Below are 14,149 nucleotides of genomic sequence, written 5' to 3'. Positions count from 1 at the left end.
AAGATGGCAGGCAAGCACAATGGCTGCGCGGCAGCCCAGGAGACAGGAATGTTTGAATCAGCAGAAATCGGCCACGCCATCGACAAGGACAGTTACCGCCAACAGGTACCGGTATTGCGCGAGGCCCTGCTGGATGTGCAGTACGACCTGAAGGAAAAGGCCGATTTCCCGGTACTGATCCTGATTCATGGCTTTGACGGCGCAGGCCGTGGCGAAACCATGAACCTGATCAACGAGTGGCTGGATCCACGGCTGATCGATACCGTGGCCTTCTCCAGCGCCAACGATGAAGAGCGCGCCCGGCCCTGGATGTGGCGCTACTGGCAGAAACTGCCGGCCAAGGGGCGTATCGGCATGTTTTTTGGTTCGTATTATTCCGATGCCCTGTTTGACCGGGTATACGACAAGAGCGACCACGACGCCTTCGATCGCGAAATCTTCGACATCATGCGGCTGGAGCGCATGATCAGCCAGGATGGCGCGCTGATCCTGAAGTTCTGGTTTCATCTGACCAAGGACAAGCAGCGCAAGCGCCTGAAAGAGCTGGAAAAAGACCCGGCCACCCGCTGGCGCGTGACGGCGGACGACAAGGCCAATATGGAGCGCTACGACACCATCCGCAAATACGGCGAGCACATGATCCGCCTGACCAACACCGCCTATGCGCCGTGGATTGTGGTGGATGGCGAGGATGCCAACTTCCGCAGCCTGACCGTGGGGCAGACCATTCTCAAGGCCATCCGCAACCGCATGAGCCAGAACGGCCATGTGACTGATGCCTCAGAAGCGCCGCCGTTGCTGGCCCCGATTGATGACAAGGTGATTCTGGACACCCTGCAGTTGGACCAGAAAATGGACAAGGCCGAGTACAAGAAGCGGCTGGCCGAACTGCAGGGCCGGCTTAACAGCCTTACCCGCGACGAGCGCTTTCATAACCATTCCCTGGTGCTGGCCTTCGAGGGCAATGATGCGGCCGGCAAGGGCGGTACCATCCGCCGCATTACCCAGGCACTGGATGCCCGCAGCTATCGGGTGATTCCGGTGGCCGCCCCCACCGAGGAGGAGCGTGCCAAACCCTGGCTGTGGCGCTTCTGGCGCCAGGTACCGGGCAAGGGCGGGATTACCATTTTCGACCGCACCTGGTATGGCCGGGTGCTGGTGGAGCGGGTGGAGGGTTTTGCCCGTGAGTCGGACTGGATGCGTGCCTACTATGAAATCAACGACTTCGAGCACCAGCTATGTGAAAACGGTGCCATCGTGCTCAAGTTCTGGCTGGCCATCAGCAATGAAGAACAGATGGCGCGCTTCAAACTGCGCGAACAAACCGGTTTCAAGCGTTTCAAGATTACCGAGGAAGACTGGCGTAACCGGGAAAAATGGGATGCCTACAAGCTGGCGGTCAGCGATATGGTTGACCGCACCAGCACCAGCAAGGTGCCATGGACGCTGGTGGAAGCCAATAACAAATACTACGCCCGCATCAAGGTGCTCAGCACCATTTGCGCTGCGCTGGAGGCCAGGCTTGGTGCGTAGCGTCCTGTTGTTGTTGTGCTGCCTGCTGCTGCCTGCGGCGCAAGCGGCTGAAATCAATCTGCGCGCAGGCGTGGTGGTGGATAATGCCGGTCCCTACAACTTCACGCCGGACAGCCCGATGGCGGGCATTTATCGCGAGGCGCTGGAGCAGATCGGCAAGCTCAGCGGGGTACGCTTCGAGATCGAATACTATCCGTCCCAGCGTATCCAGCAGCTATTCGAAGTGGCCCGGCTTGATGTGGAAGTAGGGGTCAATCCCGCCTGGCGCAGCCTGTCGCCGGTAGGGGGCTTTTATACCCAGTCCATCGGAACGCTGGATTACCAGCTATGCACCCGCAGCAGCCGTGGGGCGCGCACGCTGGAGGACTTGCACGGCCAGACGATAGGCTTGCTGCAAGGACAGCCACTGATCGCATTCGAGCCTGATCTGCAGCGTAATGGCGTGCGCTATGAACTGTCGCAGGGCGAAAACGAAGCCCTGGGCAAGCTGCGCCTTGGCCGCCTGCAGGCGGTGGTGCTGGAACGACGCCAAATCGAAAGACTGGGCATGGTGCCTGAAGAATTGCGCTGCGAACCCGGTGGCATGATCAGCGTGCAGCCGGTCATGCTGCGGGTGCATCCGCAATTCCGTCACTGGGTACCGGCCTTGAACCGGGCGATTGGCCAATTGCAGGCCAACGGTAGGCTGCGTGCCATTTTTCAGAAGCCGCGCGGATGAACAGCCTGGCCACCGAATCACTGCTGCCCGCCCAACTGGCGCAGCTATTCCTGCGGCTGGACCCTGCTTTGGACGACAGCACATTGGCGCTGCTAAGCGAGCTGACCGCAGCCAACCAGTCCGGTCATGTCTGTCTGCCCATCGGTCATCGTCCGGAGCGCCGCCGCTTGCAGGCCTCTCCCTTGCTGGGCGAACCGGGCAGTTATGCCCCGCTGATTCTGGATGAAGCTGGCCGCCTGTACTTTGCCCATCTCTGGTTTGACGAACAGAATCTGGCCCGGCAACTGAGCCAACTGGCCTCTGCCAGCTTGCCACAGGATGCGGACAAGGTGGGGCAGGTGCTGGCAGTCTTGTTCCCCGCCAGTCAGGGACAAGCACCAGACCGGCAAAAACAGGCGGCGGCACTGGCGGCGCGGCAACGGCTGCTGGTGGTATCCGGCGGCCCCGGCACCGGCAAGACCACCACCGTGGTGCGCTTGCTGGCCATGCTGGCCATGCTGGCCGAGCGCCCGCTGGTGATGGCCATGGCCGCGCCCACCGGCAAGGCGGCTGCGCGCATGAGCGAGTCGGTGCGCAATGCCCGTGACACCCTGCCGGTGGCCGATGCCATTCGCCAGCAGCTACCGCAACAGGCACAAACCCTGCATCGCCTGCTGGGCCTGCGGCCCGGCATGGAGCAGGCCCGCTACCATGCCGGCCACCCTCTGCCGCTGGATGTGCTGGTGGTGGACGAAGCGTCGATGATAGACCTGGCCATGATGGCACGCCTGGTGGCCGCCCTGCCGTCCCAGGCCAGGCTGATCCTGCTGGGAGATCGCGACCAGCTCGCTTCGGTGGATGCCGGTGCGGTTCTCGGCGATTTGTGCAGCCAGGTGACTTATCTGCCGGCAACGCGGGCCTGGCTTGCGCAGGCCGGGGCCGGTGCGTTGCCACCGGACGAAGGCCAGGTGGCAGCGCTGGCCGACAGCGTGGTGCTGCTGACGCACAGTCATCGCTTCCGTGCCGACTCCGGCATCGGCGCGCTGGCCGCACTGGTCAACCGCGGGGCAGCCCTGCCTGCCCTGCAATTGCTGCAGGACGGCCAGCATGCCGATATTGCGCAGTTGCCTGCGCTGGATGACCAGGCGCTATGGCAGCAGCATCAACCTTATCTGGATGCCGTCGCCGCGGACCGTCCGCTGGAGGAAATCCAGGCTGCGTTTTCCCGCTTCATGTTGCTGGCGGCCGAGCGCAGCCAGGTGGCGCAGGTGAACCTGCGCATGGAAAGCCTGCTGGAGCAGCAAGGGCGCAAGCAGGCCGGGCGCGACTGGTATGCCGGCAGGCCGGTGATGATTACCGCCAATGATTACGGTGTCGGCCTGTTCAACGGCGATATCGGGTTTGCCGTGGAACGCACCCAGGGCCTGCGGGTGGCATTCCCGGCCGCAGACGGTAGCTGGCGCGAGTTTGCTCCCGGTCGTCTGCCCGAGCATGAAACCGTGTTTGCCATGACCGTACACAAGAGTCAGGGCTCGGAATTCGACACCGTCTGGCTGCAGTTGCCAGCCAGCCCCGGCCCGGTGCTCAACCGGGCACTGGTGTATACCGCCATTACCCGTGCCCGTCGCTGCTTTGCCGTGGCCGGCAGCGCCGCCGTCTGGACCCATGCCGTCCAGTTGGCACCGGTACGCCATTCTGGCCTGGCGGATTTGTTGAGCACGATTCAGCGGTGATTTTCTGCAACACTTCCAAATGGAATATCGACTTTCTGCACGCAAGGCGCTGAAAAAGTTGGGCAAAATACGCTTTGCATCCTATGATGGCGCCTTCCCGCAATAGGCAGTCTGTTCGGAGTCATCATGCAAGTGGATGGAGTCCTGGGGTATCTGGCCAAGATCACCCGTTTCGATCGCAGTGCATTCACCCCGCTGTTTATCGCAGGCCAGCACATGGGCTGTGTCAACCAGACATGGCTGGCACGACTGCTGGAAACCGAAGCTGATTTGTTCGGTTTGCAGCCTGCCGGTCTGGTCTGTACGGTGGCTGGCGACTACGCCACCATCAGCCACCAGTTGCAGCAAGCTGCGCGCCGCTGGCAGGACGCTGGCTGGCTCAATGGCTGGCGCAATGAAAACTTCACCGCCTTTCTGCCCGATGCCACCCCCTTGTTTGAACTGGAGCGTGCCGCTTTCCGTCCGTTGGGGCTTACCAGCCGGGCGGTACATCTGAATGGCCTCACCCGCACGGCTGCCGGCGAGGTGAAAATGTGGGTAGGCCGCCGCAGCCCGGACAAGGCGGTCGACCCCAATCGCATGGACAATCTGATGGGGGGAGGCATTGCCGCCGGTGAGTCCATCGAACTGGCCCTGGAGCGCGAAGGCTGGGAAGAGGCGGGCATTCCGGCAGACCGGCTGGAGTTGCTGCCACAAACCGGCCTGTTGCTGGCGGAGCGGCCAGTACAGCGCGGCCTGCATCGTGAATGGTTGCATGTATATGACTTATGGCTTGCCGCCAGCGAACAGCCCTGTAATCAGGATGGCGAAGTGGCCGAACATCTTTGCCTGTCGCTGGCAGAAGTCGAGGACTTGCTGGTGGCCGAGCGTTTCATGATCGATGCGGCCCTGGTGGCCATCGACTGCCTGTTGCGACTGGGATACTGGGCAGCGCGCAGCCAGGATATCGCGGCTGCCATGGCGGCTGTCCGCTACCCGCTGGACCATGCCATTCATGCTAAAGCGTGATGGATATCACCGAGAAGATATGAACAAAAAGCCGGCATTGCCGGCTTTTTGTTTTGCTATTTTCCCGTTTTGAGGTATGTTCTGGCATCAGGCATTCAAATGTACGTTTTAAAGCGTAAAATACCAGTAACGGAGATGAAATGTACCGATTGCGCCTTATTTCACCCGAATTCGGCGTTGATGACAGCGGCCCCTGGCATAGCACGCATGAACAGGCCCGCAAGGCGGCCAAGCTGATGTATCACCTGTACAAGAAAGAAATCCGGGTAGAAATTCATCGGGTTGTGGATATCCAGACCCGCAAAATGGAAAAAGTGGAAGAACTGCAGTAAAGGTGCGGCAGCATGCTGTCCCGTCCCGTCCCGTCCCGTCCCGTCCCGTCCCGTCCCGTCCCGTCCCCGTCGGCTTGTCTCGTTGCTGTTTCCCCGCCTGTACCCCCCTTATCCAGACTAAATACAACTGTCCAAAAGTTGGACTACGCGTGTTTCTGAATTTTCACCAATACTGTCCAGAAGATGTTTGCTAGAAAAATACTAGCGCCCACGTATCTTCTGCAGAGAACTTGGGCAGAGGAAATCTGGCATTTCCGGGTGCGCCTCCCCTGGCTTGCGGGCATGGCATACCGGATGAATAACAACAGACAGGGGAGTCGTCCTCCCCAGGCAGCGGGATATTCATGCACTTATTGTTACGCTGGTTCATCGTATGGTGTTGTCTGCTCTCTATTCCTGCCATGGCTGCCACCCCGGCAGCACCACAGGTGTTGATACTGCGGGCCCAGCCGCTGAATGTGCCGGGTAGTCCGGGGCTGACGCAGGAGGAGATGCAATGGCTCAAGTCGCGCCCCAGCCTGCGGCTGGGGGTGGCCAGGGATTTGCCCCCGCTGGATATCAGTACCCATGGCGGGACTTTTCAGGGCGTCAGTGCCGATGTTTTTGCTTATCTTGCACATGCGCTGGGGATGAAGCCACAGGTCCTGCGTTATGCAAGCCGCCAGCAGGCCATCGAGGCGCTGGGCAGGGGAGAGCTTGATCTGGTCAGTGCCGTTACCCCCTTCGAATTGCAATTGAAGACATTGCGTCTGAGCAAGCCCTTCTTGCGCGACATGCCGGTCATGGTGGGTTATGACGAGCCCAATCCGCACAAGGTCCGTATTGGCATGCGTCCGCTATACCATTCTCCCAGTCTGGTACGCGAAATCTTTCCCGAAGCGGATCTGGCCTACTTCGACTCTGTTGCCAAGGGACTGGCGGCTCTGCAGGCCCGCCAGATTGATCTGTTCATGGGTGATGCCACCGGAATCAACTACGAAGCCAACCAGAATCTGGTGGATGACGTGCGTATCATCCGGCGTGCGCGCTGGGACAGCCATTGGTCTTTTGCCATGCCAGCAGGGGAGGGCAAACTGCAAAGCGCGGTGGACAAGGTACTGGGGCAATTGCGCCAACCACAGCAATTGCAGCTCATGCAGCGCTGGAGCGGCGGGGCCATGTTCCTGCAACCGTATGCCTTTCCCATCGAATTTACCCCCAAAGAGCGGGAGTGGCTGAAACAGCATCCGGTATTGCGTGTGGCGGCCAGCCATACCCTGGCACCGATTTCCTTTTTTGACGATCAGGGCGTCTGGCGGGGCGCAACGGCCGAATTGCTGGAGTTGATTGCCCCGCGCATCGGGGTGCGGCTGGAAGTGAGGAAATCCCACTCGCTGGAAAACACCCTGGAGCTGATGCAGCGCAATCAGGCGGATCTGGCCGTCATTCCGGTGTCGGGCAACGACCATGGCAACACCCTGCTCTTGTCCGAACCGGTCACTCCGCTGTCGTATAACCTAGTGGTGCGGGTGAACGCCGATGCCCCCAGGGATGTATCCGACCTGCGCAACAAGGTGATTGCGGTAAGCCGCGGGCTGGTTTCCAGCATGGGCTGGGAGAAAATGCTGCCCGGTGCCATTTTCAAAGAGGTGAACAACCCGGTTTCGGCATTCGACATGGTGGAAAACGGCAGGGCCGACATGGCGCTGGTGGCCACCATGAACAGCCGCTATTACCTGCCCTTGCTGTTTAACGGCAAATTGCGTGAAGTCAATATCACCGGCCTGCCCAGCAATACCCTGGCGCTGGCCATGCAGTCTGATGATGTCATACTGCATTCCATCATCAACAAGGCGCTGTACAGCATTGGCCCGGAAAGCCTGGACAATCTGTTCAACGAACGCTGGCGTACCAATGTGGGGGCCAGCAACCAGAGCTGGTACGACTACAGCCTGGGGCTGATTTATCTGGTCATTGCCGTGGCCAGCATCCTGCTGCTGGTGTCGCTGGTGTGGAACAGCCGTCTGCGCAAGCAGATTGCCAAGCGGCAAACCGCCGAAAAAGCCCTGAACGACCAGCTGAATTTCATGACTACGCTGATCGATGTCACGCCCTATCCCGTCTATGTGCTGGACCGCAAGGGCCTGCTGCTCAGTTGCAACGAGCACTATCTGCAGGCGCTGGCCATGACGCGCGAGGAAGCCATGAGCCATCGTGATGATATCGGCGGCATGATTGATATCGACGACAAGACCCGCACCACCCTGGCACAGGATTACCAGTTGGCCATCGAATATGGCGTTCCCATTCAGCGCGACCGCGAGGTGATGCTCAACAAGCAGCACGTGTCAGCCTTTCACTGGATACAGCCATTCCGTGATAGCGAAGGGGTGATACGCGGCGTGATTTGCGGCTGGATAGACATCAGCGAACGGCGCCAACTGATCGAGGAACTGCAGGCGGCCAAGGAACAGGCCGACAAGGCCAGCCAGGCCAAGACGACTTTCCTGGCCACGATGAGCCATGAAATCCGCACCCCGATGAGTGCGGTGATCGGCATGCTGGAGCTGGCGCTGCGCCAGGCCGAGCATGGAGTGGTGGATCAGCCGTCGCTGCAGGTGGCCTACGATTCGGCACAGGGCCTGCTGGGGCTGATCGGAGACATTCTGGACATCGTCCGTATCGAATCCGGCCATCTCAGCCTCAACCCCGAACCGTGTAACCTGCTGGAGCAGGCCAATTCGGTGGTACGCATCTTTGACGGACTGGCGCGGCAGAAACAACTGGGCCTGTTTCTGGATGTCGATCCTGCCACTGCGGCGCAGTGGCAGGTAATGCTTGATCCGCTGCGCTTCAAGCAGATTCTGTCCAATCTGCTGAGCAATGCCATCAAGTTCACCTCCCAAGGCAGCGTCACCGTGCGCGTGCGCCAGAGCCTGCTGCCGGATCAGCAAATGCTGGTGCAGATCCGGGTTACCGACACCGGTATCGGCATTTCCGAAGAAGACCAGCAGCGGCTGTTCCTGCCCTTCGGTCAGGCGCGCGGCGTGGCACGCAATGTCCATAGCGGAACCGGATTAGGGCTGGTGATCAGCCGTACCCTCTGCGAAATGATGCAAGGTTCGCTCACACTGAGCAGTCGCCCCAATGATGGCACCCGGCTGGACATCGAATTACGCCTGCCGCTATCGGATCAGCCTTATGTCGAACCGCGCTCCCAGTCAGCCGGAATGACACATGAGCAGTCCGACAAGCTGCGGCTGCGCATCCTGGTGGTGGACGACAATGCGGCCAACCGCCTGTTGCTTTCCCAGCAGCTACGCTATCTGGGCCACCAGACCGCGGTGGCACAGCATGGCAGGGAAGGGCTGATGCTGTGGCAGCAGGGTAATTTCGACGTGGTATTCACCGACTGCAATATGCCGGAAATGAACGGCTACCAGCTCGCCCAGGCCATTCGCCAACAAGAGGAGCTAGAGCAGCGCAGCCCGGTTCTGCTGCTGGGCTTCACTGCCAATGCCCTGCCGGACGAAAAGGGCCGCTGTCGTGCCGCCGGCATGGATGACTGCCTGTTCAAGCCCATTAACCTCTCCGGTCTGCGTGCCTGTTTGCAACAGCATATGCACGGCAGGATAGACCCCCAGGAGACTGCCGATCGCATCAGTTACAACCTGGATGAGCTGTCGTTCATGGAGGAGGAGCAGTTGCAGCAATTACTGGAGCATCTGCTGCAGGGCCTGCGTGATGACATGGAGACATTACAGTCGCTGTTGTTGCTGGGAAATGCTGCCGGTGTGGCGCGCGTAGCCCACCAGATCAAGGGCGCGGCGCGTATCATCAGCGCCAACCAGGTCATCGATTGCTGCCAGGCACTGGAAGACTATTGCCGTCAGCAAGAAGACATCAGCCCGCAGCATCCGCTGATACAGCCCCTTAATGCGGCAGTGGCAGATTTGCAGTCTGTGCTGATCCGTCAGCTTGGCAGCCCGCGCCCTTCTTGAGCCATTGGCCATGGCCTCAGTAAATTCTTGCGGGATCAGCTTACTTTTCCTCCTTTTACGGCTAGTCTGACAGGATCAGATCACCACATACTCACCTCCATGCAATGTAAATAGTGCTGCAACAGATACACCGTAATGTCATCACCGCTACAATGCACGCTGACCATGGCCGCAGGTAAGGCACCTGTCATTCGGCTTGCCAAACCGGGTGTAGCCCTACACCATGTGGCCATACATAACCGTAGGAAGGATTGTCCACATGCAAGGCAAACAAGAAATCATTGATCTGCTCAATACTCTGCTGGCAGGGGAGTTGACTGCTGTCGACCAGTACCTGCTGCATGGCGAAATGTATGCCGACATGGGCTTGCAGAAGCTGGCCGAGAAGGCATTGCACGAATCGGCCCACGAGCGGGAACATGCCCAGGCCATCATCCAGCGCATCCTCTTTCTGGAAGGCAAGCCGGACCTGAGCACGCGCGAAGCACTGCAGATTGGCAGCACCGTTCCCGAAATGCTCAAGTCAGACCTGGCGGTGGAGTACAAGGTCACCCGAGAGCTGAAAAAAGCCATCACCCAGTGCGAGGCGGCCGAAGACTACGTCAGCCGTGAAATGCTGGTGCTGCAACTGGATGATACCGAGATGGATCATGCCTATTTCCTGGAAAAACAGTTGCGCCTGATCGAGCTGACCGGCCTGTCCAACTACCTGCAAAGCCAGATGGCGTAAGGAGTGTTCATGAAAGCAGACAAAACCGTTATCAAGCTGCTCAACCATGTACTGCGTAATGAACTGACCGCCATCAACCAGTATTTCCTGCATGCGCGCATGTTCCGCAACTGGGGCCTGGAGCGGCTCAACGACTATCAGTACAAGCAATCCATCCGGGTGATGAAAGAGGCCGACGCGCTGATCGAACGCATCCTCTTCCTGGAAGGACTGCCCAATCTGCAGGATCTGGGCAAGCTGCACATTGGTGAAACAGTGGAAGAATGCCTGCGCAGCGATTTGCGTTACGAAGTGGAAATACAGCGCCCGCAACTGGTGGACGGTATTGCCCACTGCGAACAGAAGCAGGATTACGTCAGCCGTGAACTGCTGCAGGAATTGCTGGAGCATTGCGAAGAAACCATAGACTGGCTGGAAACCCAGCTAAGCCTGATCAAGGATGTCAGCCTGGCCAACTACCTGCAAAGCCAGATCCAGTCCTGATTCACGGCGTTGGCCCAGCGTAGATACAGCCGGCTTGTCATATGACAGCCCGGCTGTTTTCATGTGCAAGCCCGCTGCATTTGATGCCACAGTTGAATCGTCAGTCCCCAGGAATGGCTTGCGACAACAACCGTTTATTGCATCTTGCCGCCGAGCGATCTTCAGCCCCGTCCGATACCAGCGGCAGTCCTGCCAATCAGTCAGCGCGATCCTGGCGTTGGAGTACGCCAGTAGCAGATCAGCGCAGCAAGACGCATTGCCTTGTGACAGTTGTGCCACGCTTTTCCATATTGGCGATGTCGCGGAACGAGTACTGCGAGCGTGGCGTGCGTTGAAAAAATACGCTTGCCTGTTCAAATAGGCCGATAAATGAAGGTATGCAGGGAGAAGGGCTGGATGCTGAAAAACCGCCGCCAAGTTGTCCCGCAAGAGGGGACGTGGGCGATTTTCAGAAAGTACTTACGCTGAATATACTATAAGTACTTGATATTATTGGCGCACCCGACAGGGATCGAACCTGTGACCTTCAGCTTCGGAAACTGACACTCTATCCAACTGAGCTACGGGTGCGCTGTGATGTTGCTGCAAAGCAGGGCGGATCATAGCGCAAAGGGCATGTCCGAGTCCAGTGTATGGTTTTTGCCTTGCTTCGCGGCTTACCGTATAATCCCATCCCATCTTAATTGTCATTTTTTTCAGGCGAGGCTCGAATGAGTAATGAGAACGGAATGGCTCCCGGTCAGATCATCAAGGTCCTGGTTGGCGTCGTTGTTGGTCTGGTAGTGGCGATCTGGTTGCTGGCCAAGCTGGCCACCGGTGGTTACAACGTTGATGCCGAAGTCATGACCAAGGAGGCTGTTGCCGCTCGTCTGAAACCGGTAGGCGAAGCCAAGGTCAGCGATGCGCCTCCGGGCATGCGCACGGGTGAACAGGTATTCAAGGCCATTTGTATTTCCTGTCACGGTCAGGGCCTGGCCGGTTCGCCCAAGTTTGGCGATGCAGCAGCCTGGGGTGCGCGGATTGCCAAGGGGTGGGATGTGCTGACCCAGCATGCGCTGCAAGGCTTTAATGCCATGCCGGCCAAGGGTGGTGCTGCAGACTTGACCGATGACGAAGTAAAACGCGCGGTGGCCTATATGGGCAATGCCGGTGGCGGTAAGTTCACCGAGCCGCCGGTGGGTGGCGCTGCTGCTGGTGCCGCGGCTGATCCGGCTGTGGTCGGCAAGAAGATTTACGAAAGCGTCTGCGTGGCCTGCCACGGTAGTGGTGCTGCCGGTGCGCCGAAGTTTGGCGACAAGGCTGCCTGGGCCGAGCGTACCAAGGTTGGTCTGGATGAAGTGGTGAAGATTGCCACCAAGGGCCTGAATGCCATGCCGCCCAAGGGTGGTTTCGGTGGTAGCGATGCGGAATTCCGTGCTGCAGTCGAATACATGGTGAATAACGCCAAATAAGCAGAACATGCTGCCAATGAAAAACGCGCTGTTTGCAGCGCGTTTTTTTATGTCTGGATCGCCGGAACCGCTCAGTTATCTGCCGGCTTGGTCTTTTCCGCCAGCATGGCCGTCAGGCTGGCCAGCCGCGATTTGCCCTCGCTCTTGCTGACTACCGGTTCGGCACCGGGCCGACCGAAATGGCGCAGATCGCTGCCGTCGATTTCGGCAATGAAACGTGATGGTTCGACAAATTGCCACTCGCCCGCACGGCGGCGTTTTACACAGTAGGAGAGGGTGAGCATGCGCTGGGCGCGGGTGATGCCCACATACATCAGCCGCCGTTCTTCTTCCACCATGCCGTTATCCACCGATTCGCTGTGCGGCAGAATGCCTTCCTCGGTGCCCACCAGGAAGACATAGGGATATTCCAGCCCCTTGGATGCGTGCAGGGTGGACATTTTCACCGCATCCACTTCGCCTTCGTCGCGGCCTTCCAGCATGGTGATCAGGGCGATGGTCTGTGACAGCTCGATCAGGTTCTTGCCATCGGCCTCGCCCTTTTTGGCCAGCCAGGCTACCAGTTCCAGCACGTTTTTCCATTTGGTTTCGGCAATGCGCGGGCTGTCCTCGCTGTCATACAGCCAGGCTTCATAGCCGATGGCCTTGACCAGTTCCATCGCCAGTTCGCCAGCCGGTTCACGGATGACACGGTATTGCAGGCGGTTGATGAAGTCGCAGAACTGGCTGAGCGGTTCCAGTTGGGTATTTTGCACCTGCACCCGGAAACCCGGTTCGAAGGCGCTGGCAAACAGGCTTTTGCCGCACTGACCGGCCCAGCCGCCCAGTTTTTCCAGTGTCCCGGCTCCTACGCCGCGTTTGGGCGTGGTGACGGCGCGGATGAAGGCCGGGTCGTCATCCGGGTTGGTCAGCAGGCGCAGATAGGCCAGCACGTCCTTGATTTCCGGCTTGTCGAAGAAGCTCTGTCCGCCCGCCATCTGGTAGGGAATGCGCTGGTTGCGCAGTGCCTGTTCGAAAATGCGGGCCTGATAGTTGCCACGGTACAGGATGGCGTAGTCCTTGAACTCGGTACGGTATTCAAACTTGTGTGCCAGCAAGCGTTGCACCACCAGTTCGGCCTCGTGCTCTTCGTCCTTGCATTGCACCACGTGGATGGGCTCGCCCAGGCCCAGCTCACTCCATAGCTGTTTCTCGAACAGCTTGGGGTTATTAGAAATCACCGCGTTGGCGGCGCGCAGGATGCGCGCGGTGGAGCGGTAGTTCTGTTCCAGCTTGATGATGCGCAACTGCGGGTAGTCCTGCTGCAGCAGGCGCAGGTTTTCCATATTGGCACCGCGCCAAGCGTAGATGGACTGGTCGTCATCGCCCACGGCGGTGAACTGGCCGCGCACCCCGGCCAGCAGCTTCACCATCTGGTACTGGCAGGTGTTGGTATCCTGATATTCGTCGATCAGCAGGTAATGCAGCTTGCCCTGCCATTTGAGCAGCACTTCCGGGTGGGTCTTGAACAGTTGTACCGGCAGGCGGATCAGATCATCAAAATCCACCGCCTGGTACGCCGTCAGCGTGTCCTGATAGGCCAGATAGGTGCGCGCGCAGATGCTTTCCCATTCGCCCTGCGCTTCCACCAGCATCTGGTCCGGGCCTTTGAGGTCGTTTTTCCACAGCGAAATCTGGCTTTGTACCTTGCGCACTTCATCCTTGTGCGTGCTTTTCAGGATGTCGGCAATGATCTTGCCGGCATCGAAGGCATCCAGAATGGAAAACTGTGGCTTGTAGCCCAGATGGGTGGCTTCCTGGCGCAGTATCTGCATGCCAAGCGAGTGGAAGGTGGACACGGTAATGCCGCGGATTTCCTGGGCGGTGAGCAGCTTGCCCACCCGTTCCAGCATTTCGCGCGCGGCCTTGTTGGTAAAGGTGATGGCGGCGATATGCCGTGCCGGGATATTGCCGTGGCGGATCAGGTGGGTAATCTTGTAGGTAATGACGCGGGTTTTGCCGGAGCCGGCCCCGGCCAGTACCAGCAAGGGGCCGTCAAGGTGATGGATTGCTTCGCGCTGCGGTGGGTTGAGCTGTGGTGCGGCCATGGGTGAAGTTCCGGCGGTGAGGCTGGTCCGTCGTGGCACTCAGGGCGGTGTCCGGCGGCGTAGCATCGTGGTAACCAAGGCCGTGCATTGTAGCATGCGGTATCATGAGACTATC

The 14,149-nt window shown here is 59.1% G+C and carries 10 protein-coding genes and 1 tRNA gene; 9 read left to right on the top strand and 2 right to left on the bottom strand.

The features are described 5' to 3' along the window. Positions 1–48 precede the first annotated feature (48 nt). The 8 genes from pap to bfr (DLM_RS17225) all read left to right on the top strand — a co-directional run bounded on the left by pap (position 49) and on the right by bfr (DLM_RS17225) (position 10,496). Entirely contained in the window at positions 49–1,533 is a 1,485-nt protein-coding gene (gene pap, locus DLM_RS17265; protein ID WP_089085142.1) for a polyphosphate:AMP phosphotransferase, read from the top strand. Then, positions 1,523–2,251 carry a substrate-binding periplasmic protein gene (locus DLM_RS17260; RefSeq protein WP_089085141.1) on the top strand — a complete coding sequence of 243 codons (729 nt, stop codon included), beginning with the start codon at positions 1,523–1,525 and terminating at the stop codon, positions 2,249–2,251. The genes pap and DLM_RS17260 overlap by 11 nt, the downstream gene beginning before the upstream one ends. Continuing rightward, on the top strand, positions 2,248–3,963 hold the full coding sequence (gene recD / locus DLM_RS17255) for an exodeoxyribonuclease V subunit alpha (protein WP_089085140.1): 1,716 nt from the start codon (positions 2,248–2,250) through the stop codon (positions 3,961–3,963). Before DLM_RS17260 ends, recD begins: the two co-directional genes overlap by 4 nt. A gap of 126 nt (positions 3,964–4,089) precedes the next feature. Next, positions 4,090–4,971, top strand: a complete 882-nt coding sequence (locus DLM_RS17250; RefSeq protein WP_089085139.1) for an NUDIX hydrolase — start codon at positions 4,090–4,092, stop codon at positions 4,969–4,971. A gap of 140 nt (positions 4,972–5,111) precedes the next feature. Further along, the gene (locus tag DLM_RS17245) at positions 5,112–5,303 is read left to right on the top strand and encodes a hypothetical protein (protein WP_145985877.1); all 192 of its coding nucleotides are present in this window, start codon (positions 5,112–5,114) and stop codon (positions 5,301–5,303) included. Between the two features lie 344 nt (positions 5,304–5,647). After that, positions 5,648–9,283: an ATP-binding protein gene (locus DLM_RS17235; RefSeq protein ID WP_089085137.1), complete on the top strand. Its 3,636-nt coding sequence runs from the start codon at positions 5,648–5,650 to the stop codon at positions 9,281–9,283. Between the two features lie 259 nt (positions 9,284–9,542). Next, positions 9,543–10,013 (top strand): bacterioferritin, encoded by a 471-nt coding sequence (gene bfr, locus DLM_RS17230; protein WP_089085136.1) that lies wholly within the window; start codon positions 9,543–9,545, stop codon positions 10,011–10,013. Positions 10,014–10,022: 9 nt separating this feature from the next. Then, positions 10,023–10,496 carry a bacterioferritin gene (gene bfr, locus DLM_RS17225; RefSeq protein ID WP_089085135.1) on the top strand — a complete coding sequence of 158 codons (474 nt, stop codon included), beginning with the start codon at positions 10,023–10,025 and terminating at the stop codon, positions 10,494–10,496. 493 nt (positions 10,497–10,989) lie between these two features. Here the strand turns inward: bfr (DLM_RS17225) and DLM_RS17220 are convergent. Further along, positions 10,990–11,066 (bottom strand) — tRNA-Arg (locus DLM_RS17220). A gap of 158 nt (positions 11,067–11,224) precedes the next feature. On the opposite strand from DLM_RS17220, the gene DLM_RS17215 reads away from it, so the two are divergent. Continuing rightward, positions 11,225–11,947, top strand: coding sequence for a c-type cytochrome (locus DLM_RS17215; RefSeq protein ID WP_231959884.1), 723 nt, complete (start codon positions 11,225–11,227; stop codon positions 11,945–11,947). A gap of 71 nt (positions 11,948–12,018) precedes the next feature. Here DLM_RS17215 and DLM_RS17210 read toward each other — a convergent pair whose 3' ends face one another. Beyond that, the gene (locus DLM_RS17210; protein ID WP_089085133.1) at positions 12,019–14,034 is read right to left on the bottom strand and encodes a UvrD-helicase domain-containing protein; all 2,016 of its coding nucleotides are present in this window, start codon (positions 14,032–14,034) and stop codon (positions 12,019–12,021) included. Positions 14,035–14,149 lie beyond the last annotated feature (115 nt).

The sequence above is a fragment of the Aquitalea magnusonii genome (assembly GCF_002217795.2).
Taxonomy (GTDB): domain Bacteria; phylum Pseudomonadota; class Gammaproteobacteria; order Burkholderiales; family Chromobacteriaceae; genus Aquitalea; species Aquitalea magnusonii_B.
The sequence above is the reverse complement of the archived record's forward strand: the minus strand, read 5'-3'. Positions and strand labels throughout refer to the sequence as shown.